Source organism: Pseudomonas sp. S2_H10 (assembly GCF_054668285.1).
Genome location: NZ_CP162754.1, coordinates 2,402,919 through 2,427,782, shown reverse-complemented (window position 1 = coordinate 2,427,782; position 24,864 = coordinate 2,402,919). Strand labels below are relative to the sequence as shown.

Below are 24,864 nucleotides of genomic sequence, written 5' to 3'. Positions count from 1 at the left end.
ACAGGGGGGCTGGGTTTACAAAATAGCGGCATTGCTGCGTTGGGCCTGTTTCAAATAGGCACCCAGTTCCCGCGCCGGCAACGGCTTGCTGTAGTGATAGCCCTGACCTTCGTGGCAGCCTTCGGAAATGATGTAGGCCTCTTGCTCGGCGGTTTCCACGCCCTCGGCAATCACCTGCATGCCCAGGCTCTTGCCCAACTGGATGATGGCGCGAACGATGGTCGCATCGTCGTCGTCATCGAGCAGGTCCTGAACGAAACTCTTGTCGATCTTGATCTTGTCCAGCGGCAGGCTCTTGAGATAGCTCAAGGACGAATAGCCGGTGCCGAAGTCGTCGATGGCGATCAGCGCGCCGGAGCGGCGCAGGCTGAGCAAGTGCTGGGCGGCCGTGCTGATGTCTTCCATCAGGCCGGTTTCGGTGACCTCCAGCTCGAGGCTGCGCGGTGGCAGGCGGTACATCTGCAGCAGGTTGTTGACCACCCGCGGCAGTTCGGCGTGGTGCAATTGAACCGTGGACAGGTTCACCGCCATGCGCAGGTCGCTGAAACCCTGGTCATGCCACTCGCGTAGCTGTTTGCAGGCCTGGTCCAGCACCCATTCGCCGATGGCGATGATGGTGCCGTTCTGTTCGGCCAGCGGGATGAACAGGTCTGGCGGCACCAGGCCGTGCTCGGGGTGTTGCCAGCGAATCAGCGCTTCGACGCCGACCACGCGGTGATCGCGGTAGCTGATCTGCGGCTGGTAAACGAGGTAGAACTGATCGCGGATCAGCGCATCGCGCAGGTCCTTTTCCAGTTCGCGGCGACGGCGCATTTCGGTGTCGACGCTGGCGATATAGAACTGATAGCGGTTGCGCGACCGGGTCTTGGCCAGCGTCATGGTCTGCTCGGCCTTTTGCAGCAACTTCTCGGTGCTGTCGCCGTCTTCGGGGAACAGGGTGATGCCGATGGTGGCGCGCAGGCGGATCTCCTGATGGTCGAGGGCAAACGCCGCTTCCAGATCATCGAGAATGCTTTGCGCCAGCTCGGCGGCTTCGTAGGGTTGCTCGATATCGGCCTGGACCAGGGCAAACTGGTCGCCACCGAGGCGGGCGAGGGCGCCCAGGCGGCCGCTATGGCCACGCAGGCGATCGGCCAGGGCCAGCAGCAACTGGTCGCCGGTCTGATAGCTGAACTGCTCGTTGATGCCCTTGAAGTCGTCGAGGCCGACACACAACACCGCGACCCGGCGTTGCAGCTTGCCGGCGTCGATGAGGATCTTGTCCAGTTGCTGCTGCAATTGCTGGCGGTTCGGCAGTCCCGTCAGGAAGTCGTACTGGGACATGCGCAACAGACTGTTTTCCGCTTCGTGGCGCAGATGGGTATTGCGTTCGATGGATTCGAGCAACTGGTTGGCGGTGTTGATCCAGATGCCCAGCTCGTTTTTCTCGTGGCCCTTGAGCAGCGGGATCTTGTGTTCGCTGGGGCGGTCCGGATTGATTTCGGTGAGGTGCTCGATGATCCGTGACAATGGCTTGGTCAGCAGCCAGTGATAGACCAGGTACAACACCAGCCCCATGGCGAGCGCGCGCAGTACGCCGGAGATGAAGATGATCACCGAGCTGACAATGAACCCCTGGCCGTAGGTGGCGGTGTCGAGGGTGATGCTCAGGTCGCCGTAATACTCGCTGTAAGGCCCGCGACCGACCAACTGAGTGGTGAAGGTGCGTTCCTTGCCAAGAATCAGGTCGGTCAGCCAGCGGCTGCTCGATTGCTGCAGCTCGCGGGATTTCTGCGCGAGCATGGCTTCGTTGGGATGGCCGATGGAGGCCTTGCGCACGGCGTCGTCCTGGAACAGGCCTTCGATCACCTGCATGCCCATTTCCCGGTCCAGGCTGTAGACGGCCTGGGTCGAGGGGTCGCGAAACATGTCGAGGATGCGCTCGGCATCGCCAGCGACGGCCTGGCGGGTTTTATAGGCATCGAACACGATCTGTGCGCAGCTCAAGACCACGCCGACGATCAATGCCGACAGGAGCACGACCCGGAGCAACTTCACCGACAAGCTGTTCTTGAGTTCCAGCTTCAAAGGGTTATTCCTTGTTCCGTGCGGGTAGCATCAAGTTGCCATGAGTATTGGCAATCCCGTGATGGCAGTCAAAGGGACAATCATCCTTGGGGGATTTTGCCTGCAGCTTGGCCGATTTGCAGTTGTCTTGACGAGTTTGCCTATTAGTACTGTGTCGGTTGTCGAGTCCTTCAACTTGAGGGGCGGGGTGTAGATATTTTCCTTTTGTTTGATGTTAGCTGTCTGTGGTGGTGGGGCAAGGTGAGTGGGTTTGGGTTTTTAACGGAGTGCATATCCGTTTCTGCGGTAACGGCCACTTATGGTTTCGCCCTTACGGCGAGTCACTTTTAACAAGCGCCCGGCCCTGTAGGAGCGAGCTTGCTCGCGATGGACGTCAACGATAACGCGTGCTGCCTGATTGCCCGCGTTGTCCTGGCGTTTTTCGCGAGTAAGCTCGCTCCCACATGGGATGGCGCGGTGTAGGAAAGCGCCAGAAGTTTCCCACGCAGTTTTCAGGTTGTCCGTCGGAAGCGGGCTGAATAGCCTTTGGCTGTCGCTGAAAACTCAGCGATCGGGTGTGAGAACCCGGCTACTTATGGTCATCCAGAACCTGTGCACGCATAATCGCCGCCAGCTAGTCCGCTGTCTGTAAATGCGTCATGGCGGCTGTGTGCGGGCAGGCTTAGGTCTGGCCCGGGTGTCCATACCGGTTTCTCACCTCGCACATAGCTGCCACCTCTTCACCGCGTGAGAAACGGCAAGTGGTGGCCGCAGCGCTAGAGGAATGGTTTTATGGACAAATTAATCCCCGATCCCCCCAACACCACCAAACCCTACACCCCAAACACGATGTTCATGATCGTCCCGGACATGGATACCGAATCCCTGCTGGCCCACGCCTGTGAATCACTGGCTTCGGCCAACGTCATGGCGAGTGATTTCGCCACCTTCCTGACCGGCCCTCAGCGCAACATGGCGTTGGCCATTGCGCAGATCATCATGCTGGCGGAGCTGGCGGTGAATCGTGCGTTGGATAATGTCGATCCGCAGTAGTTGGCAGGCTGACCGCATTATCGTTCTTCGCGAGCAGGCTCGCTCCCACAGTGGTCCGGTGTAGACCGACCCAATGTGGGAGCGAGCCTGCTCGCGAAGGGGCCCTGACGAACGCTGAAAATCCCGGGCAATAAAAAACCCGGCTAAAAAGCCGGGTTCTTTTGACTGGCGTCGAGCTTAAGCGGTGAAGGTTTTGCCTTCGAACTGCTCAGCCACGAATTTCCAGTTGACCAGGTTCCAGAACGCTTCGACGTACTTTGGACGAACGTTGCGGTAGTCGATGTAGTAAGCGTGTTCCCAGACGTCGCAGGTCAGCAGCGGGGTGTCGCCGTTGGTCAGCGGGTTGCCGGCGCCGATGGTGCTGGCCAGGGCCAGGGAACCGTCAGCCTTCTTCACCAGCCAGCCCCAACCGGAACCGAAGGTGCCGATGGAAGTCTTGCTGAACTCTTCCTTGAACTTGTCGAACGAACCGAAGGCTGCGTTGATGGCATCGCCAAGTGCGCCGGTTGGTTGACCGCCGGCGTTTGGCGCCAGGCAGTTCCAGTAGAAAGTGTGGTTCCAGACCTGAGCGGCGTTGTTGAAGATACCGCCCGAGGAAGTCTTGACGATTTCTTCCAGGGTCTTGCCTTCGAACTCGGTGCCTGGCACCAGGTTGTTCAGGTTCACGACGTAGGTGTTGTGGTGCTTGTCGTGGTGGTATTCCAGGGTTTCCTTGGAAATGTGCGGCTGCAGGGCATCGTGTGCGTACGGCAGCGGCGGCAATTCGAAAGCCATATTGATTCTCCTAATCAGGTCAGTTGCGGTGAGCGCAAGGCCGATCACGGGCGGCCAGACAAGCGCCGGGGAGTTTGTACTCTTTGCGGCGCAGGGAGTCGGATCATAGCACCGGGGGGGCGGCATAACCACGCAACAACTGTGTGGAATAGAGGTTCCGCGAATCAGATGGCCGTGATCAACTGCAGCGCTACGGCAAACATCATCACTGCCACCAACAGATCGAGAATTCGCCAGGTACTGGGGCGGGCGAGCCAGGGTGCCAGCCATGCCGCGCCGAGCGCCAGGGTGAAGAACCACAGCAGCGATGCACTGGCCGCGCCGACGACATAAGCGCCGGGCTCGGTTTGTTGTGCGCCCAGGGAGCCGATCAGCAACACGGTGTCGAGGTAGACGTGCGGATTGAGCAACGTCACCGCCAGCGCGCTGAGCATCACCGCGCGCAGCGAGCGTACGGTCTGGCCTTCGCCCTGTTCGAGGCTCTGCTTCGAAAAGGCCCGGCGCAGTGCCTGGCTGCCGTACCACAACAGAAACGCTGCGCCGCCCCAGCGGGCAATCGCCAGCAGTGTCGGGTTTTGTGCCAGCACCGTCGCCAGGCCGAAAACCCCGGCCGCCGCCAACAAAGCGTCGCAGGCCACACAGAGCGCCGCTACCGGCAGGTGATGTTCGCGGCGCAGGCTTTGCGCCAGGACAAACGCATTCTGGGTGCCGATCGCCATGATCAGGCCAAAGGCCACGAGCAGCCCGTTCACATAACTTTGCCACATGATTTTTACTCCGCGTTGGCTGCCAGGTCCCGCAGCACCTGCAGGGCACGGTCGGCATCGGCCTGGCCGACAAACAAATGGTCGTGGTAGTAGCCGGCAATCACGTTGCAACTGATGCCGGCCTTGCCCAATGCCGTGGCGAACGCGGCGGTCAGGCCGACCGCTTCGAGGGCCGAATGCACGTTCAGGGTGATCCAGGCGGCGACGTAGTCGAAGCTGAACCCGGCGCTTTCGGCGTGAGCGCGTTCGAGAATCACGGTCAGCCCTTCCTGTTCGCGGAAGCTGCCGACAATCTCCAGACCCGCAGGCAACTGACCGTCGCGCAGGGTGCAGAACACGTATTCGCCGGCGTTGAGTTGCGGGCTCATGCTGCGCAGCAGCGTTGCCAATGAAGTTTCGCCAGCCATGTGGGTGATCCTTGTTCAAGAGTTCTTGCTGGTCATTGTCCTTGGGAAGGTTGTATAAGAAAAACCAATCTTGCTGATCGCTCATTAGGAAAACTGATGTTCGACTATAAATTGCTCTCTGCCCTGGCCGCCGTGGTCGAGCAGGCCGGTTTTGAACGGGCGGCCCAGGTGCTGGGCCTGTCGCAATCGGCGATATCCCAGCGCATCAAGCTGCTGGAAGCCCGGGTCGGCCAGCCAGTGCTGGTGCGGGCCACGCCGCCGACGCCGACGGAAATCGGTCGACGCTTGCTCAACCACGTGCAGCAAGTGCGCCTGCTTGAACGGGATTTGCAAAGCCTGGTGCCGGCGCTGGATGAAGAGGGCCTGCCGGAACGCCTGCGGATCGCCCTGAATGCCGACAGCTTGGCCACCTGGTGGGCGCAGGCGGTGGGGGCGTTTTGCGCGGAGCAGCATCTGTTGATGGATCTGGTCGTGGAGGACCAGACCGTCGGCCTCAAGCGCATGCGTGCCGGTGAGGTGGCCGCCTGTGTCTGCGCCAGCGAGCGCCCGGTGGCCGGCGCGCGCAGCGTGCTGCTGGGGGCCATGCGTTACCGTGCACTGGCCAGCCCGGCCTTTATTGCCCGGCATTTTCCGCAAGGCGTACGCGCCGATCAGTTGGCCCGCACCCCGGCGCTGGTGTTTGGCCCGGATGATTTCCTGCAGCATCGCTACCTTGCGTCTCTGGGCGTCGAGGGTGGTTTCGAACACCATTTGTGCCCGTCTTCCGAAGGTTTCATTCGTCTGACGGAAGCCGGACTCGGCTGGGGGCTGGTGCCGGAACTGCAAGTGCGCGAGCAACTGGAAAGGGGCGTATTGCAGGAGTTGCTGCCAGATAAGCCGATCGATGTGCCGCTGTACTGGCATCATTGGCGCAATGGCGGCCAGTTGCTGGGGATGCTCACCGATCAATTGGTCAGTGCATCGAAACAATGGCTGGTGCCCTTGGCCTGATGCGCAGCGTCAAGACCTGACGTAATACGCAAATCGAAATATTTCGGAGCAATACATGAAGATTCTGGTTACCGGCGCAAGCGGCTTCATCGGCGGGCGCTTTGCGCGCTTTGCCCTGGAGCAGGGCCTGGAAGTGCGGGTCAACGGTCGCCGGGCCGAAAGCGTGGAGCATCTGGTACGTCGTGGAGCCGAATTCATCCAGGGTGACTTGAGCGACCCGGAACTGGCGCGCGAACTGTGTGCGGACGTCGAGGCCGTGGTGCATTGCGCCGGTGCCGTCGGTTTATGGGGACGTTATCAGGACTTCCACCAGGGTAACGTCCAGGTCACCGAGAACGTGGTCGAAGCCTGCCTGAAGCAACGGGTTCGGCGGCTGGTGCATTTGTCGTCGCCGTCGATCTACTTCGATGGCCGCGATCACCTGGGCCTGACCGAAGAGCAGGTGCCCAAGCGTTTCAAGCATCATTACGCCGCCACCAAATACCTGGCCGAGCAAAAAGTCTTCGGCGCCCAGGAATTCGGCCTCGAAACCCTGGCCCTGCGCCCGCGTTTCGTCACCGGGGCTGGCGATATGAGCATCTTCCCGCGTCTGTTGAACATGCAGCGCAAGGGTCGCCTGGCGATCATCGGCAACGGCCTGAACAAAGTGGATTTCACCAGCGTGCAAAACCTCAACGAGGCGTTGCTCAGCAGTTTGCTGGCCAGCGGTTCGGCGCTGGGCAAGGCTTACAACATCAGCAACGGCGCGCCGGTGCCCTTGTGGGACGTGGTCAATTACGTCATGCGTAAAATGGACGTCCCACAGGTCACCCGTTATCGTTCCTACGGCCTGGCCTACAGCGTGGCGGCGCTCAACGAGGGGGTGTGCAAGTTGTGGCCGGGGCGCCCCGAGCCGACGCTGTCGCGGCTGGGCATGCAGGTCATGAAGAAAAATTTCACCCTGGACATCAGCCGCGCCCGGCATTATCTGGATTACGATCCCAAGGTCAGCCTCTGGACCGCGCTTGATGAGTTCTGTGGCTGGTGGAAGGCGCAGGATATTCGCTGATGAAGCTCAAACCGCGCCCCCCTTTCTGAACCGGATACGGGCTTCGGGGTCAATGGTTGCGCCTGTGGGGTTATACTGCGCGGCATAAAGCCATTATGTGATTCATTAAGGTTGATTCAATGTCCATGCGAAACGATGCCAACGACGACTTCGACGATGTACCGAGCCTGCGTGCAGACGTTCTCGATGACGATTATCCGCCCACTGTCCGCTCGGTCGTGCATCCGCGCACGGCGCCGGTGGTGAAGGTCAAGGCGGCGAGCACCGGTCCGCTGTGGGCATTGGTCGGGGCGTTGTTCTTTGCGTTCGCGGGCCTGGCCTGGTGGAGCTTTCAGCAGATTTCCCTGATGGAACAGCAATTGGTCGCGACCCAGGAAAGTTTCGCCCGGATCAGCGAGGAAGCGGCAGGGCGCCTGCAGGATATTTCCGGCAAGGTGGTTGCCAGCCAGACCAGTGTCAGCACCGACAGCGAGGCTTTGAAGCTGCAAATCCGCCAGCTGGAAAGCAAGCTCCAGGACCAGAGCACCCAACAGCAAGGCGTCGCCGGCCAGGCCTCGGACCTGGACAAGCGACTGGCACAAATGACCGCGCAAACCACCGAGGCGGACAAGCGCCTGGCGCAGTTGACCGCTCAGGACAGCGAACACCAGGCGACCAATACGCAGTTGCAGGCCGAGGTCAAAACCTTGACTGCGGAATTGACCGCCCTGAAAAATGCCCCGTCCGACGCGGAAAAATTCGATGCACAGCTCAAAAGCCTGGGCGCCGATATCACCGCATTGAAGAAACAAGGCAACCCAAGCGCAGCCATCGAACGTCTCGAGCAAGACATGCTTGTGCTCAAAAGCGTGCAGGACAACCGTCCGGCCGCCGCACAGGGCTCGACCAACACTGCCGAGTTCGATGCGTTCCGAAGCCAGGTCACCCGCAACATCAATACCCTTCAGGCGCAGATCCAGAACCTGCAACAGCAATTGCGCACCAAGCAGTAATCGTCTGCCCGGGAAGACCCGCGACTGCTGAAATCCATGCATCCCCCATTGCCGTCTACGCTCTTGAAACATCATCAGGAACGAGGGATGCGCAATGGGGTATTTGCATAGGTTCGCCTTGCTGTGCGGCATGTTTTTGCTTTGCCTGGGGCAGGCGCAAGCGGCCGGGACGGAAAAGGACGACAGCAAGGCGGCCATCGCCCTGCTGGAAAAAGCGTTGGCCTACTACCACGAGCATGGCGACAAGGCGTTTGCGGCGTTCAGTCGCCAGGGCGAGTTTGTCGACAAGGACCGTTATGTCTTCGTGCTCGACACCAAGGGCGTGATGCTTGCCAGCGGCGGGCCGTCGTCGGCGTTGATTGGCCGCGACGTATCGGAGGTGCTCGGGCCGGACTTGCAGAAAACCTTCAAGGACGCCCTGAAAGTGCCGGAAGGCAATGGCATTCAGCAGGCGGAATATCGCTGGCAGAATTGGAACGACGGCAAGGTCGAGCGCAAGCATGTCTACTACCAGCGCATCGGCCAACGGATTCTGGCGGTCGGTTATTACCTGCCCCGGGCTTCCGCCGAACAGGCCATGGCCTTGCTCAACAAAGCGGCAACCGATCTGGCCAGGGACGAGAAGGGCACCCTGACGGCCATCAACTCCCTCAAGGGCGGCTACCTGCAGGATGACCTGTATGTCTTTGTCGTCGACCTGGACACCCAACGGTACGTGGCCCACGGCACCAACCTGCGGCTGATCAATACCGACTTCAGCAAGATCGTGGATCCGGAAGGCAAGCCGGTGGGCGAGCCGATGCTGGCGCTGGTGGGCAAGCAGGATTACGGCGAGTACGAATACCGCTGGAAAAACCCGGTGACCGGCAAGGTCGAGAACAAGCATGCCTATCTGAAGAAGGTTGGGCATTTCCTGGTGGCGGTCGGGTATTACAGCCCTTGATTATATGGTTTCAATGAGGACGCCATCGCTGGCAAGCCAGCTCCCACAGGTTTGAGGTTGACCACAAATTTTGTGAACGACATCAATACTTGTGGGAGCTGGCTTGCCAGCGATGGCCGCAACACGGTCTACCTATCGAACCTTGTCCTCACGCCCACGCAACAACATGTTCGGCATGGCAATCGCCGCCGCCAGCCCCAGCAACGACACCACCGCACTGACCGTCAGCAACTGTCGGAACGTCAGCAACAACTCCGCACGCAAGGCGTTCTGCGCTTCGCCTGGTGCGGCGTTCAAGCCGTCGAGCAACACATTCCCCGAACTGCCTTCGGCAATCAGCGTCGAACTGGCCAGGTGCGCGAAACTGGAATCCTGCAACAACGCCAGCAGCAGCGCCGACATCAAGGCCACGCCGACCGCGCCTCCCAGCGAACGGAACAGGTTGGTGGTGCTGGTGGCCACTCCGATGTCGCGTTGTTCCACCGAGTTCTGCGTGCCCACCAACGATGTCGGGAACTGCATGCCGGATGAGATCCCGCAGAGCAACATGAACAGGCTGCTCAACACGAAGGCCTGCGGCGGGCTGAACGCCATGCCGAGAATTGCGATGGGCATCAGTGCGGCGCCGGTGAGGATCATCGGTTTGTAGCGCCCGGTCACCGAAGTGCGACGGCCAGCGAAGTACGCGCCAATCGGCAAGCCCATGGCCAGCGGCAACAGGTGCAAAGCGGCGCTGTCGGCACCGGCGCCGGTCACGCTCTGGAAGCGCAACGGCATCAGCACGATCAGTGAGATGGCCTGGAAACTGGTAAAGAAAATCGTGCACCAGCACAGGATCGCATTGCGGTTGGCGAACAGATGCATGGGCAGCAACGGCTCCCGCGCCCGCCGCTCGTGAACGACGAACAGCCCCAGCACCAGCACCGCACAAGCGAGCAGCGCCAGCACTTCGGCGCTGTGCCACGAATGACCCTGGCCGACCTGGGTGATGCCCAGCAACAGCGCCGTCAGCCCGATGATCATCAGCACGGTGCCCAGGTAATCGATGACCGGCTTGCGTTGCGGAACCGGCAGCCCCACCAGTGTGCGACGGGCCACCAGCCAGGCACCCAGGCCCAGCGGCAGGTTGATCAAGAACACCCAACGCCAGGACAGATACTCGGTCATGTAACCGCCGAGCACCGGGCCGGCCACGCTGGCCACCGCGTACATGCTGCTGAAGTAACCCTGATAACGGCCGCGTTCCCGTGGCGGCACGATGTCACCGATGATGGCCTGGCTGACCGAAATCATCCCGCCGGCGCCGATGCCCTGGAAGATCCGCGCCAGGACCAGTTGCTCCATGCTCTGGGCCATGCCGCAGAACACCGATGCCAGGGTGAACAGGCCCATGCCGAACAGCATCAGCTTGCGCCGCCCGTACAGGTCGCCGAGTTTGCCGTAGATCGGCACCGCCACGGTCATTGCCACCATGTAGCCGGAAATCACCCAGGCCAGCAGGCTGACGTCCTTGAATTGCGCGGAGATGGCCGGCATCGAAACAGCGACGATGGTCTGGTCCAGCGCGCCGAGAAAGATCGCCAGCATCAGCGCGATCAGCACGCTGCGGATGGCGGGTTTGGGCATGTCAGGCTGATGGAGATTGGTCACGGGAAACCTGCGGGCAGTGATTGACCCGCGCGAGGCAAGGCGAGCGGGAATGCTCGCCAGTGTAAGTCGATAGCAGGCTATTCGATAGCCTCATAAGGAAGTCCGACGTAGTTTTCCGCTATGGTTTTTCGACCGGCCTCTGAGCCGACGAAATACTCCAGTTCCGACTCGGCAATGCGCTGGCTGAAGGCATCGTGGTCGTCGAAACGGTGCAGCATCGAGGTCATCCACCAGGAAAACCGCTCGGCCTTCCACACCCGGCGCAGGCAGATCTGCGAGTATTTCTCCAGCAAATCGCGGCGATCCTCACGGTAAACCTTGAGCAGGATGTTGAACAGCGTACTCACATCACTGGCTGCCAGGTTCAGGCCCTTGGCGCCGGTGGGCGGGACGATGTGTGCGGCATCGCCGACCAGGAACATGCGGCCGTACTGCATCGGTTCGACCACGAAGCTGCGCAGCGGCGCGATGCTTTTTTCGATGGACGGGCCGGTGACCAGTTTGTCCGCCAGCGCTTGTGGCAAGCGCGACTTGAGTTCGTCCCAGAAGCGCTGATCCGACCAGTTATCGACGTGATCGCTGGTGGGCACCTGCAGGTAATAACGGGTGCGGGTCGACGAACGCATGCTGCACAGGGCGAAGCCGCGCTCGTGGCGGGCGTAGACCAGCTCTTCGTGGACCGGCGGGGTATCGGCGAGGATCCCGAGCCAGCCGAACGGATAGACCCGTTCGAAGACTTTCAGGCTGTCGGCGGGAATCGATTGGCGCGCCACTCCATGGAAGCCGTCGCAACCGGCGATGTAGTCGCAATCGAGGCGATACAGCTCGCCGTCCTTCGCAAAAGTGACAAACGCTTCGTCGGTTTTCATGCCATGGGGAACGACGTTGTCGGCTTGGTAAAACGTCTGGGCACCGGCCTCCCGACGAGCGGCCATCAGGTCGCGGGTGACTTCGGTCTGGCCGTAGATCATCACGCTTTTGCCACCGGTCAGGGCATGCAGGTCGATGTGCACCTGGCGCCCGTCGAGGGCCAGTTCGAAGCCCGTGTGGACCAGCCCCTCGGCGTCCATGCGCTGACTCACGCCGGCCTGGCGCAACAGCTCTACCATGCCCTGTTCAAGCACGCCGGCGCGGATTCGGCCGAGTACGTAGTCCGGGGTCTGGCGTTCGAGTATGACGGTGTCGATGCCGGCGTTGTGCAGCAGTTGGCCGAGCAACAGGCCGGAAGGGCCGGCGCCAATGATGGCGACCTGGGTTTTCAACGTTTTCATTGTTTTTATGACTCGCAAGCTTCACGCGACCAGGGCCGGTGAATGATTTTTATGGATCGAGTGCTTGCATTTTTCCCTTGCGGGTCTGTCAATTGAAGGTGAAAACTGAGCCGATAGCTGTACATTCTGCCAATCGGGGCGATTATCGCCCATCATCTACTCCGAGACCTGGATTGAAGTGATGAACAAGCCTGACCTGCCTTCGATTCCGGTGTTCAAGCTCTACGGTGAAAGCCTGGACTGGCCGACCCCGGACTTGCTGCACTGTGAAACCATTTCCATACGCAGCCGCGAACATCATTGGCAAATCAAACCCCACCGCCACGCTGATTTGTGTCAGTTGCTCTTCGTATTCAAAGGTCAGGCCGAGCTTGAAATCGAAGGCAAGCGTACACAATTGATAGAGCCGGCCATCCAGATCCTGCCACCGCTGTCGGTGCATGGCTTTCGCTTTTCCGAAGACGTGGAAGGCTTTGTCGTGACCCTGGCCGCGCCGCTGATCGCCCACCTGCAAATGCAGCTGGGGCAATCGGTCAACGCCCTGGCCCAGGCCGAAAGTTACCCGGCAGGCAAGGACGCCGAGTACCTCAACAGCCTGTTCAGTGCCTTGCAGAGTGAATACACCAGCCATCAACCGGCGCGGGAAATGCTCATGCATTCGCTGGTCAGCGTGATCGTGGTGTGGGTCAGTCGCCAGGTGATCCAGCGTCGCACCGCCATGGCGCGACCGCAGCGGGCCCGGGAGTATCTCAACGGTTTCATTCAACTGGTGGAAGAGACCTATCGCCAGCACGTCAAGGTCGAGGACCTGGCGCACCGGCTGGGGATTTCCGTGTCGCACCTCAACGGCACCTGCCGTGAGCTGGCGGGGCAACCGGCGCTGCAGATCATGCACGAGCGGCAATTGCTGGAGGCCAAGCGATTGCTGACCTACACCGGCATGACCATTTATGAAATGTCCGACGTGTTGGGGTTTTCCGATCCGACCAACTTCACGCGCCTGTTCCGGCGTCGTGTAGGGATTTCGCCAAAGGCGTTCCGCGACCGCTTGAAGGCCGATCAGGACAACGAAGCCTGACCCCCTTCGTTACCGGAGGGCGTTGAGGGTGGCGTTGTGGGGAATGCAGCGCTCGAAGTTGCAGCTTGCGTACTCACGGGGCAGGTTGCGCAGTTGCTCGACGCGCCAGGCGGCAGCGCCGTACAGCCCGAGCGTGACGGCACAGGTGATGAAGATGGCGAGGTATCTTCTTGTTTTGATGTTCATGGCGTTGACCTCTGAACGAATACCTTTCGGTATTACTTTGAGCATAGGTCAGCGCCTGTGAGTTGCCAGCAAGCCGAGTCATGGATGTACCGCGACATTCAGAACGCTGATGTCTCCTGTGGGAGCGGGCTTGCCCGCGATGGCGTCAGGTCAGTCGACAACAGTGTTGAATGATCAACCGCAATCGCGGGCAAGCCCGCTCCCACAGGGTCCTAAAGCCCCACATCCCACTCCGGTTCTTGCGGAAATCTAAGCACCAGGAAATCCAGCAAGCTGCGCAACGCCGCCGGCATGTGCTTGCGCGAGGCATATACCGCGTACACGTTCATTTGCCGCGGTTCGGCCGCCGGCAACAGGCGGATCAATTCGCCGCTGTGGATGTGCACGCCGGCCTGGTACGTGGGCAGCATTGCCACCCCGGCGCCGGCGATCGTGGCGCGCAACAGCGTGCTGGCCTCGTTGGCGCTGATATTGCCCTGCACAGGCACGGACACCTGCTCGCCGTCCTGCTCGAAATGCCAGAGGCTTTTGCCGAAGTAGGAATGGGTCAGGCAGTTGTGCAGGCTCAGCTCCTCGACCCGTTGCGGCGCCGGATGCTCGCGCAGGTAAGCGGGGGAGGCGCAGATCACCGAGCGGCAGACCGTCAGGCGACGGGCGATCAGGTTCGGGTCCAGGTCGTTGCTGGTACGGATCGCCAGGTCGATGCGCTCATCCACCAGGTTCACGGTGCGGTCGAGCATCTGCATGTCGATGCTGACACCGGGGTAGCGTTTGACGTACGCGGTCATGGCATCGGCCAGTTGCGCCTGGCCGAACGAGGTGCTGACGCTGATCCGCAGCAGGCCGCGCGGCGCTTCGTCCGGTTCGCTGACGGCGGCTTGCATGTCGGTGGACAAATCGAGCATCTGCCGACAGCGGGGCAGGATTTCGCTGCCGGCGGCGGTGAGGCTCAATTTTCGCGTGGTGCGGTGCATAAGGCGCGCGCCGACCCAGTCTTCCAGTTCCGCCAGATACCGCGACACCACCGGCCGTGACAGCTCCAGGTGATCGGCGGCGGCCGACTGGCTGCCGAGGTCGACCACCGTGACGAACACACGCATTGCTTGAAGACGATCCATGATTTGCCCGCTTTCAGAAACAAACTATGTTCAAGCATCGCATTTTTTGTACTGAGTCAGACAACTAAGCTCTGTTCCACTGTAGGAGCGAGCTTGCTCGCGATGGTCGTTAACGATGATGCGGGTTACCGCTTGAACGCGGCGTCTTCGAGTCCATCGCGAGCAAGCTCGCTCCTACAAAAAGGCAAAAGCCATTCGGAATATGGAGCAACAAATGATCGGTTTTACCACTTTCAAACGCGTATTACTGGCCAGCGCCGCTCTCGGCTTCGCCGCCCATGCCGCCGCCTCGACCCTGACCCTGGAGGTCTACAACCCCGGCGAAAAAGCCATCTTCCCGGTGACCTCGGTGCTGGTCAGCGGCGAGAAGGAAGCGATCCTGGTGGATGCACAATTCGGCAAGTCCCAGGCCGAACAGGTGGTGGAAAAAATCCGCGCCAGCGGCAAGCAACTGACCACCATCTACATCAGTCACGGTGACCCGGACTATTACTTCGGCCTCGATACCCTGACGGCCGCGTTCCCCAAGGCCAAGGTCCTCGCGTCGCAGCCAACGGTCGACCATATCAAGCAGACCGTCGACGGCAAACTGGCGTTCTGGGGCCCGAAAATGGGCGCCGATGTACCGGCCAAAACCATCGTGCCGGACGTGCTCAAGGGCGACAGCCTGATTCTCGAAGGGCAGAAGTTGCAGGTGGTGGGGCTCGAGGGCCCGCAGCCGGATCGCAGCTTTGTGTGGATTCCGTCGATCAAGGCCGTGGTCGGTGGTGTCGTGGTCGCGCAAAACATCCACGTGTGGATGGCCGACACGCAAACGCCACAGTCCCATGCCGATTGGTTGGCTACGCTGCATTCCATTGAAACCCTGAAACCGCAGACTGTAGTGCCCGGTCATTACCTCGGTGAAATCGATCGTTCACTGAAGGCAGTGCAGTTCACCGCTGCTTACATCAAGGCCTTCGACGAAGAAACCGCCAAGGCCCGGGATTCTGCCGCGTTGATCGCCGCGATGAAAAAACGCTACCCGAACCTGGGCGATGAAAGCTCCCTGGAGCTGAGCGCCAAGGTCGCCAAGGGCGAGATGAAGTGGGGTGAATGATTCAAGCGGTAGCAAGACTTTGATTTCAATACTTTCAAGCCAACTGGAGAACGTCATGAGCAATATCGCAATCATCGGTGCCACCGGTCGTGCCGGTAGCCAACTGCTGGAAGAAGCCCTGCGTCGCGGTCACAGCGTTACCGCGATCGCCCGCGACACGGCGAAAATCGGCCAGCGTGCGGGTGTGGTCACGCGCAACGTCGATGCTCTGGATGCCAGTGCCTTGCAGGCGGCCATCGAGGGGCACGACGTCGTCATCAGCGCAGCCCATTTCGCGACCTTGCCGGCCAGTGCCGTGATCGGGCCGGTGAAGAAGGCCGAGGTCAAGCGCTTGCTGGTCGTCGGCGGTGCGGGGTCGCTGTTGTTGCCTGACGGAACACGGGTGATCGACAGCAAAGGTTTTCCGGAGGCGTACAAGGCCGAAGCCAGTGCCGGGGCGGAGTTCCTGGGGAGCCTGCGCCTGGAAAAGGAGCTGGACTGGACTTTCCTGTCGCCATCGGCCGAGTTCGTCGAGGGGCAACGCAGCGGGAAATTCCGCGTCGGCCAGGATGATTTGCTGGTGAGCAGCGAAGGGCGCAGCTGGATTACCTTTGCCGATTATGCGATTGCGCTGCTCGACGAGGTTGAAGCACCGAAGCATTCGCGGCAGCGGTTTACCGTCGGTTACTGATCAACACCTGTAGGAGCTGGCTTGCCAGCGATGACGGCATGCCCGACACACCGCATCGCCTGATTCGCCAGCAAGCCGGCTCCTACAAGGGCTTTTCAGCGGCTCTGCGCTTGCTCCACCAACCACCCCATCAACTCACGCAACTTCGGCGAAGGCCCGGGTTTTCCGGGGAAAACCAGGTAATACGCCAGCCCTGTTTGCACCTTCAAATCAAAGGGCATGACCAGCCGCCCGGCATCCAGGTCATCGCCGATCAACGACCAGTCGCCAATCGCCACGCCCGTGCCCTGGGACGCCATCGACATCGCCAGGTCCAGTGTTTCGAAATGCTGGCCCTTGCCGACATTGGTCAAATTCACGTCAGCGGCCTTCAACCAGGCTTTCCAGTCCCGCTCGTCGCGGGTCGGGTGCAGCAGCAGGTGTTGTTGCAGATCGGCAGGCGCCTGCAGGGGCGTGGGGCCTTCGAGCATCGGCCTGGAACACACCGGCGTGAGTTGCTCGTCGAAGAGTTTTTGCGACATCAATGAATTGTCCGGCGGTGCGCCGTACATCACCGCCGCATCGAACTGCTCGAGATGAAAATCCACACCGTGCTTGACCGTGGTGGTCAGTTCCACCGGTACATCCGGGCGTTCCCTTTGCCATTGCAACAGGCGCGGCAGCAACCAGCGCATGACGCAGGTCGGGGCCTTGAGCTGCAGGGTTTCGCGCTTCTCGCCGATCTGCTCCACCGCCTCGTCGATCAGGCCGAAAATCTGCTGCACCCGTGGCAGCCACTCCCGTCCTTCGGCTGTCAGGTCCAGGCCCCGGGCCAGGCGAATGAACAGTTCATAACCCAGATGATCTTCCAGCCCGGCAATCTGTCGGCTGACCGCGCCCTGGGTGATGTGCAGTTGCTCGGCGGCCCGGGTGAAATTGCAGCACTGCGCGGTAATCAGGAATGTGTGCAGCGCCGGCAGGGGAGGCAGTCGTTTCATTGGGATCCAAGGTATGACGTGAGGACATGGCTAGTATGACTTTTTATCCATTGTTGCGGCTACCTGTCGCCCGTTCCAATGAGGCCATTCCCGGGCCTGCCAATCCATCATAAACACAGCGCATGCCCGGCGTCTCAAACGAACAAGAAGGGCAAAGACATGGCGACGTGCGGCGAAGTATTGGTCAAGTTACTCGAAAACTACGGTGTCGAGCAGGTGTTCGGCATTCCGGGGGTGCATACCGTGGAGCTGTATCGCGGGTTGGCCCGTTCGAGCATCAACCACGTCACGCCGCGCCATGAACAGGGCGCCGGCTTCATGGCCGACGGCTATGCCCGCACCAGCGGCAAGCCGGGTGTGTGCTTCATCATCACCGGCCCTGGCATGACCAACATCACCACGGCCATGGGCCAGGCCTACGCCGATTCGATCCCGATGCTGGTGATCTCCAGCGTGCAATCGCGCAGCCAGTTGGGCGGCGGTCGCGGCAAGCTGCATGAGCTGCCGAACCAGGGCGCGCTGTGTGCCGGTGTGGCGGCGTTCTCCCACACCCTGATGTCGGCGGCGCAATTGCCGGGCGTGCTGGCCCGCGCCTTTGCGCTGTTCCAGGCCGGCCGTCCGCGTCCGGTGCACATCGAAATTCCATTGGACGTATTGGTCGAAGACGCCGACGACCTGCTCAGCAGCCTGCCGGTCAACATCGACCGCGCCGGTGCCTCGCCGAGTGCCGTGTCGCGCATGACCGACCTGCTGGCCGGCGCCAAGCGTCCGCTGATTCTCGCCGGTGGCGGTGCCATCGACGCCGCGGTCGAGCTGACTCAGCTGGCCGAACTGCTGGATGCGCCGGTTGCGCTGACCATCAATGCCAAGGGCATGCTTGCCTCCGGTCACCCGCTGCTGATCGGTTCGACCCAAAGCCTGGTCGCCACCCGTGCGCTGGTCGCCGAGGCCGATGTGATCCTGGCCATCGGTACCGAACTGGCCGAGACCGACTACGACGTGACCTTCGCCGGGGGCTTCGAGATTCCGGGCCAACTGCTGCGCGTCGACATCGACCCGGACCAGACCGTGCGCAACTACCCACCGCATGTCGCGTTGGTGGCCGACTCGCGCAACGCCGCCCAGGCCTTGCTCAGCGCCTTGTCGCACAAAGCCCTGGCCGAGCGCCGCAACGATTGGGGCCAGGTACGCGCCGCTCGTCTGCGTGAAGACCTGGCCGCCACCTGGGACGCTCCGACCCTGGCGCAGACCCGTTTCCTGGAAACCGTGCTGCACGAACTGCCGGACGCTGTGTTCGTCGGCGATTCGACCCAGCCGGTGTACACCGGCAACCTGACGTTCAACCCGGAGCGCCCGCGTCGCTGGTTCAACTCGTCCACCGGTTACGGCACCCTCGGTTACGCCTTGCCGGCGGCGATTGGCGCCTGGCTCGGCGGCAGCACTGAAAACGGTCAGCGCCCGCCAGTGGTGTGCCTGATCGGTGACGGCGGCCTGCAATTCACTTTGCCGGAACTGGCCAGCGCCGTTGAAGCGCGCACCCCGGTGATCGTGCTGCTGTGGAATAACCAGGGCTACGAAGAGATCAAGAAATACATGGTCAACCGCGCCATCGAGCCGGTCGGCGTGGACATCTACACCCCGGACTTCATCGGTGTGGCCAAGGCATTGGGTTGCGCGGCCGAAGCCGTCAGCAATGTCGAGCAACTGCGCGGCGCATTGCGCGTGGCCAACGATCGCCAGGGCCCGACCCTGATTGAAATCGATCAGGCCGAGTGGATGCAGGCGGTGTCGAAATGACCTTCCCGACTACCCTGGATGGCCTGTACATCAACGGCCAATGGTCGGCCGGCAACGAACACCTGCGGGTGATCAACCCGGCAACCGAAGCCCTGTTGACCACGGTCAATGGCGGCGACGAGCGCGCTGTTGATCAAGCGGTGAGCGCGGCGACCCAGGCGTTCGCCGACTGGTCGAAAACCACCGGTGCCGAGCGCGGTGCAATCCTGCGCAAGATCGCCGCGGGCGTGCAGGCCAACCGTGAAAAACTGATGCACCTGCAGTCGAGCAACAACGGCAAGCCGCAGTTCGAAGCCGCGATCGACGTCGATGACGTGATCGCCACGTTCGAGTACTACGCCGGTCTGGCCGAAGGCCTGGATGCGAAGCAGGACAGCGCCATCGAGCTGCCGACCGACGACTTCAGTGCGCGCCTGCGCCGTGAGCCGTGCGGTGTGGTCGGCCTGATCGTGCCGTGGAACTTCCCGATGGTCACCACCGCGTGGAAGCTCGCACCGGCCCTGGCCGCCGGTTGCTGCGTGGTGCTCAAGCCTTCGGAAGTGACGCCGCTGCCGGAGCTGGAACTGGCGGCGATCATCGCCCAGGCCGGTGTGCCGGCGGGTGTGTTCAACCTGGTGTGCGGTACCGGCCTGGCCGTTGGCGCGCCGCTGTCGGCTGAGCCGCGTATCGCCAAAATTTCCTTCACCGGCAGCAACGCGGTGGGTGTGCAGGTCATGCAGCGCGCAGCGGAAACTGTCAAAGGCGTGAGCCTGGAACTGGGCGGCAAATCGTCGTTGCTGGTGCTGGCCGATGCCGATCTCGACCTGGCGGTGGAAGTGGCTTGCGGCGGTGGTTTCTTCAACGCCGGGCAGATGTGTTCCGCCACCAGCCGCGTGCTGGTCGCCGATGAACTGGCCGATGAGTTCCTCACCCGCGTGAAGGCCCGTGCCGAAGCGATTCGCGTGGCCGACCCGTTCGACCCGAATGTGGAAATGGGCGCCCTGGTCAATCAGGCGCAATACCAGCGCGTGCTCGGTCACATCGATCGCGGTTTGAGCGCCGGCGCCAGGCTGGTGTGCGGTGGCAATCGTCCCGCCGACTTGCCGCGCGGATATTTTTTGCAGCCGACGGTATTCACCGAGGTGCCCCTCGACAGTGCGCTGTGGTGTGAGGAGATTTTCGGGCCGGTGATCTGCGTGCGCAGTTTCGCCTCTGAAGCCGAAGCGATTGCCCTGGCCAACGACAGCCAGTTTGGCCTGGTGGCCAGCGTGGTGACACGCGATGCACAGACCGCTGACCGCGTCGCCAACGCTTTGCAAGCGGGGCTTGTGTGGATCAACGCGCCACAGGTGATCTTCCCGCAGACCGCGTGGGGCGGCTACAAGCAGAGCAGCATCGGCCGCGAACTGGGGCCGTGGGGCTTGCAGGCTTTCCAGGAAATCAAACACGTGATCCGGGCCGTCTGACACCTCTCTCCTGTAGGAGCGAGCCGGCTCCGGGCGGCGCTCCGACGATGGACGTGAACGATGACGCGGGGAGTCAGATAGCCCGCGTCGTTCATGCACCTTTCGCGAGCAGGCTCGCTCCTACAGGAGGCATGCGCTGATGTCATGGCTTCAATGAGTTTTTATCGATAGTCAGCTGTTTTACACGACCTCAGGATGAACCCGCCGGCTCAACCAAGCCCCCGGAACAAAGGGGGATAACGCTGATCCGGATGCGCGGATACAACAGTTTCGACCTGCCTCATACCTACAAAAACAAAGGGAGTCCGTAATGGGCGAGCATGATCTGAACAGACGTCAATTCATCAAGACCGTGGGCGTAGCCTCGGTGGCAGCAGCGGCGATGAGCATGCCGTTCATCAAGGCCAATGCCAGCGATACACGGTTTGCCGGCAAGACCCTGCGTTTGCTGACCTGGTCCGATGACACCGGCCTGGCTGCACTGCGCAACATCGCCGCGACCTTCGAGGACAAGTATGGCTGCAAGGTCATCGCCGACCGCACCGGCAGCACCTCGGAAATGGTCGCCAAGCTCAAGGCCGGCGGTGATCGTCCGCAATACGACATCATCACCCTGGCAGGCGTCGGCGCCGAAGGTCTGGCCGCGGCCGACCTGCTGGAAAAACCCGACCTCAACCGCATTCCCAACCTGGTCGACGTCCCCGAAAAATACCGCACCGGCGCCAATGGCCACGGTATCGGTTACCTGCTGTGGTGCAACAGCCTGGTCTACAGCACCCGCACCCAGAAAGAAGCCCCGACCAGCTACGCCTCCCTGTGGGATGCCGACGCAGCGCCGAACATCTTCCTGCCGCCGCCGAACTGGACCGAGGCCATGGACCTGATCATCATCGCCGCCAAACTGGCCGGTGGTGACGAACACAACATCGAACCTGGCTTCAAGAAGCTCGCCGAGCTGAAGGATCGTGTGGTGACCCTGGGGGAAAACCCGAACCAGATCGCCGAGCTGTTCCGCACCGGTTCCCTGGACATGGGCGGCCTGTACGCACCCGCCTTCTTCCCGAAACAGATCCGCGATCCGGCCTACGGCCTGGGCGCCACCTTCGGCATGAAGGAAGGTTTCTACACCGACCTGATGCTGTCGGTGATGCCGAAGAACCGTCCGGGCGATACCGACATGGCCTATGCCTTCATCAACCACTCCCTCGACCCGCTGGTGCAGGGCAAGATGGCTGAAGACATCTACAACGGCCCGGTCAACGCCAAGGCGATCATCTCCGCCGAAGCGCGCAAGAGCCCGTACATCCTCACGCCGGAGCAGATCGCCGAGAAGGCGATCATGCACGACAACGCCTTCCTGGCCAGCGTGCATGACCAATGGATTCGTCGTTACACGGAAATCTTTTCTTCCTGATCGAGTGACGTACGCAACTCTTTAGAACACCGCAAAACACTGTGGGAGCGGGCTTGCCCGCGATGACGGCCTTCCTGTCGACAATGATGTGGCTGACAGATCGCTATCGCGGGCAAGCCCGCTCCCACAGGGTTGGTGGTGACTTTGAGGATTGTGTTCGTCAGCTGCTTTCCATTGACGAGACCTTTGCTATGGAACACCAACCTCTTACCCATCCGGTGAGTGCCGCCCCCGTGCGCGTTGCCCGGGGTGTTTCACCCACGGCGCGCGCCTGGCTTTTCCTCTCGCCGTCGATGCTGTTTCTCGGCGTGCTGATCGCCGCGAGCCTCCTGGTCCTGCGCATGAGCGTGGGCACCAAGGGCGCGGAATGGTCCGGGTTCAGCCTGGCCAGCTACGCCCAGTTGCTGGAACCCTATTACCTCAAGTCGCTGATGCTGACCTTGCGCCTGGCGCTGATCAGCGCGGTGATCGCCGTGATCCTGGCGATCCCGGTGGCCTACACCATGTCGCGCCTGACCTCGCCGTTCGTGCGACGGATCTTCCTGGCGGCGGTGCTGCTGCCGTTGCTGGTCAACCTGCTGCTGCAAAGCTACGGCTGGCTGGTGATCCTCGGCCCCGGCGGCATGCTCAACCAGACCCTGATGGGCCTGGGCCTGATCAAGCGGCCGATCATGCTGTTGTACAACCAGAACGGCGTGTTGATGGGCCTGGTGCAGACCGCTTTCCCGCTGGCCGTGTTGCCGATCGCCAGCGCCATGCGCGGCGTCGCCCGCAGCTACGAAGAAGCTGCGGCGACCCTCGGCGCCAGTCGCTTTCAGGTGTTCCGCCAGGTGGTGCTGCCGATGAGTCTGCCGGGGATCATTACCGGTGCGACCCTGGTGTTCGCCTACAACGCCAGCAGTTTCGTGGTGCCGTTGCTGCTCGGTGGCCGGCGCGTGCCGATGCTGGCGGTGATGGTGCATGACCAGATCGCCCCGCTGATGAACTGGCCCGCCGCATCCGCTGCCGGTGTGGTGCTGATCGTCACTACGCTCGCGATCATGACCCTGTCCGAATACATCACCGGCCGTCGCCGGCGCATGCTGGAGGCTTCCCAATGAGCACCCTGACCAAGAAGCGTTATGGGCTGCTGCCCGGCGAGACCGGCAAGTTTGCCGGCATCCTTTCGGGCTTCATCCTGCTGCTGGCGGTGTTGCCGATCCTGACCATGATCGTGATGTCGTTCAGCGGCGCGTCGAACCTCGACTTCCCGCCGAGCAGCTACAGCCTGCAATGGTACAAGGCCGCGTGGAACACCTTCGTCTCGCCGGATTCCAGCGACGTGCTGAGCCTCGGCCAGGCCATGACCACCAGCCTGATGGTGTCGTGCCTGACCATGGTTTTCGCCACGCTCATCGCGGTGCCGGCGGCCTACGCCCTGACCCGTTGCGAGTTCCGCGGCAAGGCCGTGGCGCTGCAACTGATGTCGTTGCCGCTGGTGTTCCCGATGGTGGTATTGGGCCTGGCATTGCTGCTGGTGTTCGACAGCCTGCCGTTCCACATGACCACCTCGCGCCTGGTGATTGCCCACGTGATCCTGGCGCTGCCCTTCGTGGTGAAGAACTGCACGGCGGCGATGCTCTCCATCGGCACTGAAGTCGAAGAGGCTGCGCAGATGCTCGGCGCTTCGCCGATGCGGGCGATTGTCGACGTGGTGGTGCCGTTGATGAAGTCGGGGATCCTGGCGGGCATGCTGCTGGCGTTCATCGTCTCGTTCAACGAATTCACCGTGACCTACTTCCTCTACACCATCGATGTGATGACCGTGCCCATCTGGATGTACAGCCGCACCGTGTCTTCGCTCGACCCAACCGTATTTTCGTTTGCCGTGCTGATCGTGCTGATCGACTTCGTCCTGATCTGGGCGCTGGAGAAGCTGGTCGGTGAAGGTGGCGTTTCGTTCTGATTTCTTGAGGTGCTTCTTATGTCTGGTCTAATTCTGGAAAACGTCGAGAAACATTACGGCTCGGCCTGCGCGGTAAAGGATGTGAACCTGCATTTGCCCGAGGGCAAACTGGTGTGTTTCCTCGGCCCGTCGGGCTGCGGCAAGACCACGCTGCTGCGCATGATTGCCGGCCTTGAAACCCTGAGCGGCGGCGAGATCCGCCTGGACGGCGAAGACATCGGCCACACCCCGGCGCACCTGCGCAACTTCGGCATGGTGTTCCAGTCCCTGGCGCTGTTCCCGCACATGACGGTAGGGGAGAACATCGCCTATCCGCTGAAACTGCGCGGGGTCAGCAAGGCCGACCAGCAGGCGCGGGTGGTGGAACTGCTGGAACTGATCCAGCTGCAACCGATGATCAACCGCCCGGTGGCCAAGCTCTCCGGCGGCCAGCGCCAGCGCGTGGCGATTGCCCGGGCGATTGCCAATCACCCGAAAATCCTCCTGCTCGACGAACCGCTGTCGGCGCTGGACGCCAAGCTGCGCGAGTCGATGCAGGTGGAAATCCGCCAACTGCAACAACGCCTGAACATCACCACCATCATGGTCACCCACGACCAGCGCGAGGCCATGACCATGGCCGATATCGTCGTCGTATTGGGTGAGCACAAAGTGCAGCAGGTCGGCACGCCGATCGAGATCTACCGGCACCCGGCCAACGAGTTCGTCGCGGATTTCATCGGCTCGGGCAACATCTTCCCGGCCACGGCGCTGGGCGACGGCAAGGTCAGCCTGCCAGGCGGCGATGCGCTGCAAGTGCCGATCTGCAGCAGCATTGTGGTCGGTGAGAAAGTGAAGATGCTGATCCGCCCGGAAGACCTGCAACTGTCGGCGCCACAGGCGACGGCGGGCAACCGCTTGCTGGGCAAGGTGACGTTCGTGCGTGATATCGGCGCGACCATCGAGACCACGGTGGAGTGTTCCGGGGTGTCGTTTACCGCGCTGAGCACGCCGTGCCAGGGTTTTGGCCTGAGCGTCGGGCATCCGGTGTCGGTGACCTTGCCGGCGCAGGCGTGCCGGGTGCTTGGCGCCTGATCCAGATTTGATGTTGGCCTTGCTGGCCTCATCGCTGGCAAGCCAGCTCCCACAGGTTCTGTGAACGCCACAGATCACTGGAGGAGCTGGCTTGCCAGCGATAGCGCCATCGGCAACACC

The 24,864-nt window shown here is 61.5% G+C and carries 23 protein-coding genes; 14 read left to right on the top strand and 9 right to left on the bottom strand.

Features of this window, described 5'->3' with window-relative positions:
* Positions 1-15: 15 nt before the first annotated feature.
* Positions 16-2,067: a putative bifunctional diguanylate cyclase/phosphodiesterase gene (locus AB4O16_RS10670; RefSeq protein WP_460157692.1), complete on the bottom strand. Its 2,052-nt coding sequence runs from the start codon at positions 2,065-2,067 to the stop codon at positions 16-18.
* Positions 2,068-2,838: 771 nt separating this feature from the next.
* On the opposite strand from AB4O16_RS10670, the gene AB4O16_RS10665 reads away from it, so the two are divergent.
* The gene (locus AB4O16_RS10665; protein ID WP_460157691.1) at positions 2,839-3,099 is read left to right on the top strand and encodes a DUF6124 family protein; all 261 of its coding nucleotides are present in this window, start codon (positions 2,839-2,841) and stop codon (positions 3,097-3,099) included.
* 177 nt (positions 3,100-3,276) lie between these two features.
* On the opposite strand, the gene AB4O16_RS10660 is transcribed toward AB4O16_RS10665, so the two are convergent.
* The 3 genes from AB4O16_RS10660 to AB4O16_RS10650 form a co-directional block, all read right to left on the bottom strand.
* Positions 3,277-3,873, bottom strand: coding sequence for a superoxide dismutase (locus tag AB4O16_RS10660; protein WP_160385592.1), 597 nt, complete (start codon positions 3,871-3,873; stop codon positions 3,277-3,279).
* Positions 3,874-4,037: 164 nt separating this feature from the next.
* Positions 4,038-4,640 carry a LysE/ArgO family amino acid transporter gene (locus tag AB4O16_RS10655; protein WP_460157690.1) on the bottom strand — a complete coding sequence of 201 codons (603 nt, stop codon included), beginning with the start codon at positions 4,638-4,640 and terminating at the stop codon, positions 4,038-4,040.
* A gap of 5 nt (positions 4,641-4,645) precedes the next feature.
* The gene (locus AB4O16_RS10650) at positions 4,646-5,047 is read right to left on the bottom strand and encodes an ACT domain-containing protein (protein WP_460157689.1); all 402 of its coding nucleotides are present in this window, start codon (positions 5,045-5,047) and stop codon (positions 4,646-4,648) included.
* Positions 5,048-5,143: 96 nt separating this feature from the next.
* Between AB4O16_RS10650 and AB4O16_RS10645 the strand changes: the two genes are divergently transcribed.
* From AB4O16_RS10645 to AB4O16_RS10630, 4 genes are all read left to right on the top strand, one after another.
* Positions 5,144-6,037: a LysR family transcriptional regulator ArgP gene (locus tag AB4O16_RS10645; RefSeq protein WP_150718807.1), complete on the top strand. Its 894-nt coding sequence runs from the start codon at positions 5,144-5,146 to the stop codon at positions 6,035-6,037.
* Between the two features lie 55 nt (positions 6,038-6,092).
* Complete coding sequence (locus tag AB4O16_RS10640) at positions 6,093-7,085, top strand: NAD-dependent epimerase/dehydratase family protein (protein ID WP_460157688.1); 993 nt, start codon at positions 6,093-6,095, stop codon at positions 7,083-7,085.
* A gap of 119 nt (positions 7,086-7,204) precedes the next feature.
* Complete coding sequence (locus AB4O16_RS10635; RefSeq protein WP_460157687.1) at positions 7,205-8,077, top strand: ATPase; 873 nt, start codon at positions 7,205-7,207, stop codon at positions 8,075-8,077.
* A gap of 94 nt (positions 8,078-8,171) precedes the next feature.
* A complete protein-coding gene (locus AB4O16_RS10630) occupies positions 8,172-9,020 on the top strand; it encodes a cache domain-containing protein (RefSeq protein WP_460157686.1) in 849 nt (282 codons plus the stop codon).
* A 132-nt stretch (positions 9,021-9,152) separates the two neighbouring features.
* On the opposite strand, the gene AB4O16_RS10625 is transcribed toward AB4O16_RS10630, so the two are convergent.
* A complete protein-coding gene (locus AB4O16_RS10625; protein ID WP_460157685.1) occupies positions 9,153-10,670 on the bottom strand; it encodes an MDR family MFS transporter in 1,518 nt (505 codons plus the stop codon).
* A 77-nt stretch (positions 10,671-10,747) separates the two neighbouring features.
* Positions 10,748-11,932: a 4-hydroxybenzoate 3-monooxygenase gene (gene pobA, locus AB4O16_RS10620; RefSeq protein WP_178120506.1), complete on the bottom strand. Its 1,185-nt coding sequence runs from the start codon at positions 11,930-11,932 to the stop codon at positions 10,748-10,750.
* A 190-nt stretch (positions 11,933-12,122) separates the two neighbouring features.
* On the opposite strand from pobA, the gene AB4O16_RS10615 reads away from it, so the two are divergent.
* Positions 12,123-13,019 carry a helix-turn-helix domain-containing protein gene (locus tag AB4O16_RS10615; protein WP_460157684.1) on the top strand — a complete coding sequence of 299 codons (897 nt, stop codon included), beginning with the start codon at positions 12,123-12,125 and terminating at the stop codon, positions 13,017-13,019.
* A gap of 9 nt (positions 13,020-13,028) precedes the next feature.
* On the opposite strand, the gene AB4O16_RS10610 is transcribed toward AB4O16_RS10615, so the two are convergent.
* Together AB4O16_RS10610 and AB4O16_RS10605 are read right to left on the bottom strand one after the other, a co-directional pair.
* On the bottom strand, positions 13,029-13,250 hold the full coding sequence (locus AB4O16_RS10610; protein WP_046042152.1) for a hypothetical protein: 222 nt from the start codon (positions 13,248-13,250) through the stop codon (positions 13,029-13,031).
* Between the two features lie 167 nt (positions 13,251-13,417).
* The gene (locus AB4O16_RS10605; RefSeq protein ID WP_218575158.1) at positions 13,418-14,323 is read right to left on the bottom strand and encodes a LysR family transcriptional regulator; all 906 of its coding nucleotides are present in this window, start codon (positions 14,321-14,323) and stop codon (positions 13,418-13,420) included.
* Positions 14,324-14,537: 214 nt separating this feature from the next.
* Between AB4O16_RS10605 and AB4O16_RS10600 the strand changes: the two genes are divergently transcribed.
* Positions 14,538-15,422, top strand: a complete 885-nt coding sequence (locus AB4O16_RS10600) for an MBL fold metallo-hydrolase (protein ID WP_460157683.1) — start codon at positions 14,538-14,540, stop codon at positions 15,420-15,422.
* A gap of 55 nt (positions 15,423-15,477) precedes the next feature.
* Positions 15,478-16,092 (top strand): NAD(P)-dependent oxidoreductase, encoded by a 615-nt coding sequence (locus tag AB4O16_RS10595; RefSeq protein WP_160385602.1) that lies wholly within the window; start codon positions 15,478-15,480, stop codon positions 16,090-16,092.
* Positions 16,093-16,187: 95 nt separating this feature from the next.
* Here AB4O16_RS10595 and AB4O16_RS10590 read toward each other — a convergent pair whose 3' ends face one another.
* Positions 16,188-17,069, bottom strand: coding sequence for a LysR substrate-binding domain-containing protein (locus tag AB4O16_RS10590; protein ID WP_160389243.1), 882 nt, complete (start codon positions 17,067-17,069; stop codon positions 16,188-16,190).
* A 159-nt stretch (positions 17,070-17,228) separates the two neighbouring features.
* Between AB4O16_RS10590 and AB4O16_RS10585 the strand changes: the two genes are divergently transcribed.
* The 6 genes from AB4O16_RS10585 to AB4O16_RS10560 all read left to right on the top strand — a co-directional run bounded on the left by AB4O16_RS10585 (position 17,229) and on the right by AB4O16_RS10560 (position 24,744).
* Positions 17,229-18,866, top strand: a complete 1,638-nt coding sequence (locus AB4O16_RS10585; RefSeq protein ID WP_160389244.1) for a 5-guanidino-2-oxopentanoate decarboxylase — start codon at positions 17,229-17,231, stop codon at positions 18,864-18,866.
* Positions 18,863-20,311, top strand: coding sequence for an aldehyde dehydrogenase family protein (locus AB4O16_RS10580; protein ID WP_460157682.1), 1,449 nt, complete (start codon positions 18,863-18,865; stop codon positions 20,309-20,311). Before AB4O16_RS10585 ends, AB4O16_RS10580 begins: the two co-directional genes overlap by 4 nt.
* 310 nt (positions 20,312-20,621) lie before the next feature.
* Positions 20,622-21,725, top strand: a complete 1,104-nt coding sequence (locus tag AB4O16_RS10575) for an extracellular solute-binding protein (protein ID WP_160389246.1) — start codon at positions 20,622-20,624, stop codon at positions 21,723-21,725.
* Between the two features lie 191 nt (positions 21,726-21,916).
* Positions 21,917-22,825: an ABC transporter permease gene (locus AB4O16_RS10570; protein ID WP_160389247.1), complete on the top strand. Its 909-nt coding sequence runs from the start codon at positions 21,917-21,919 to the stop codon at positions 22,823-22,825.
* Positions 22,822-23,670, top strand: coding sequence for an ABC transporter permease (locus tag AB4O16_RS10565; protein ID WP_460157681.1), 849 nt, complete (start codon positions 22,822-22,824; stop codon positions 23,668-23,670). The genes AB4O16_RS10570 and AB4O16_RS10565 overlap by 4 nt, the downstream gene beginning before the upstream one ends.
* Before the next feature lie 18 nt (positions 23,671-23,688).
* Entirely contained in the window at positions 23,689-24,744 is a 1,056-nt protein-coding gene (locus AB4O16_RS10560; protein ID WP_460157680.1) for an ABC transporter ATP-binding protein, read from the top strand.
* The last annotated feature ends 120 nt before the right edge of the window (positions 24,745-24,864 follow it).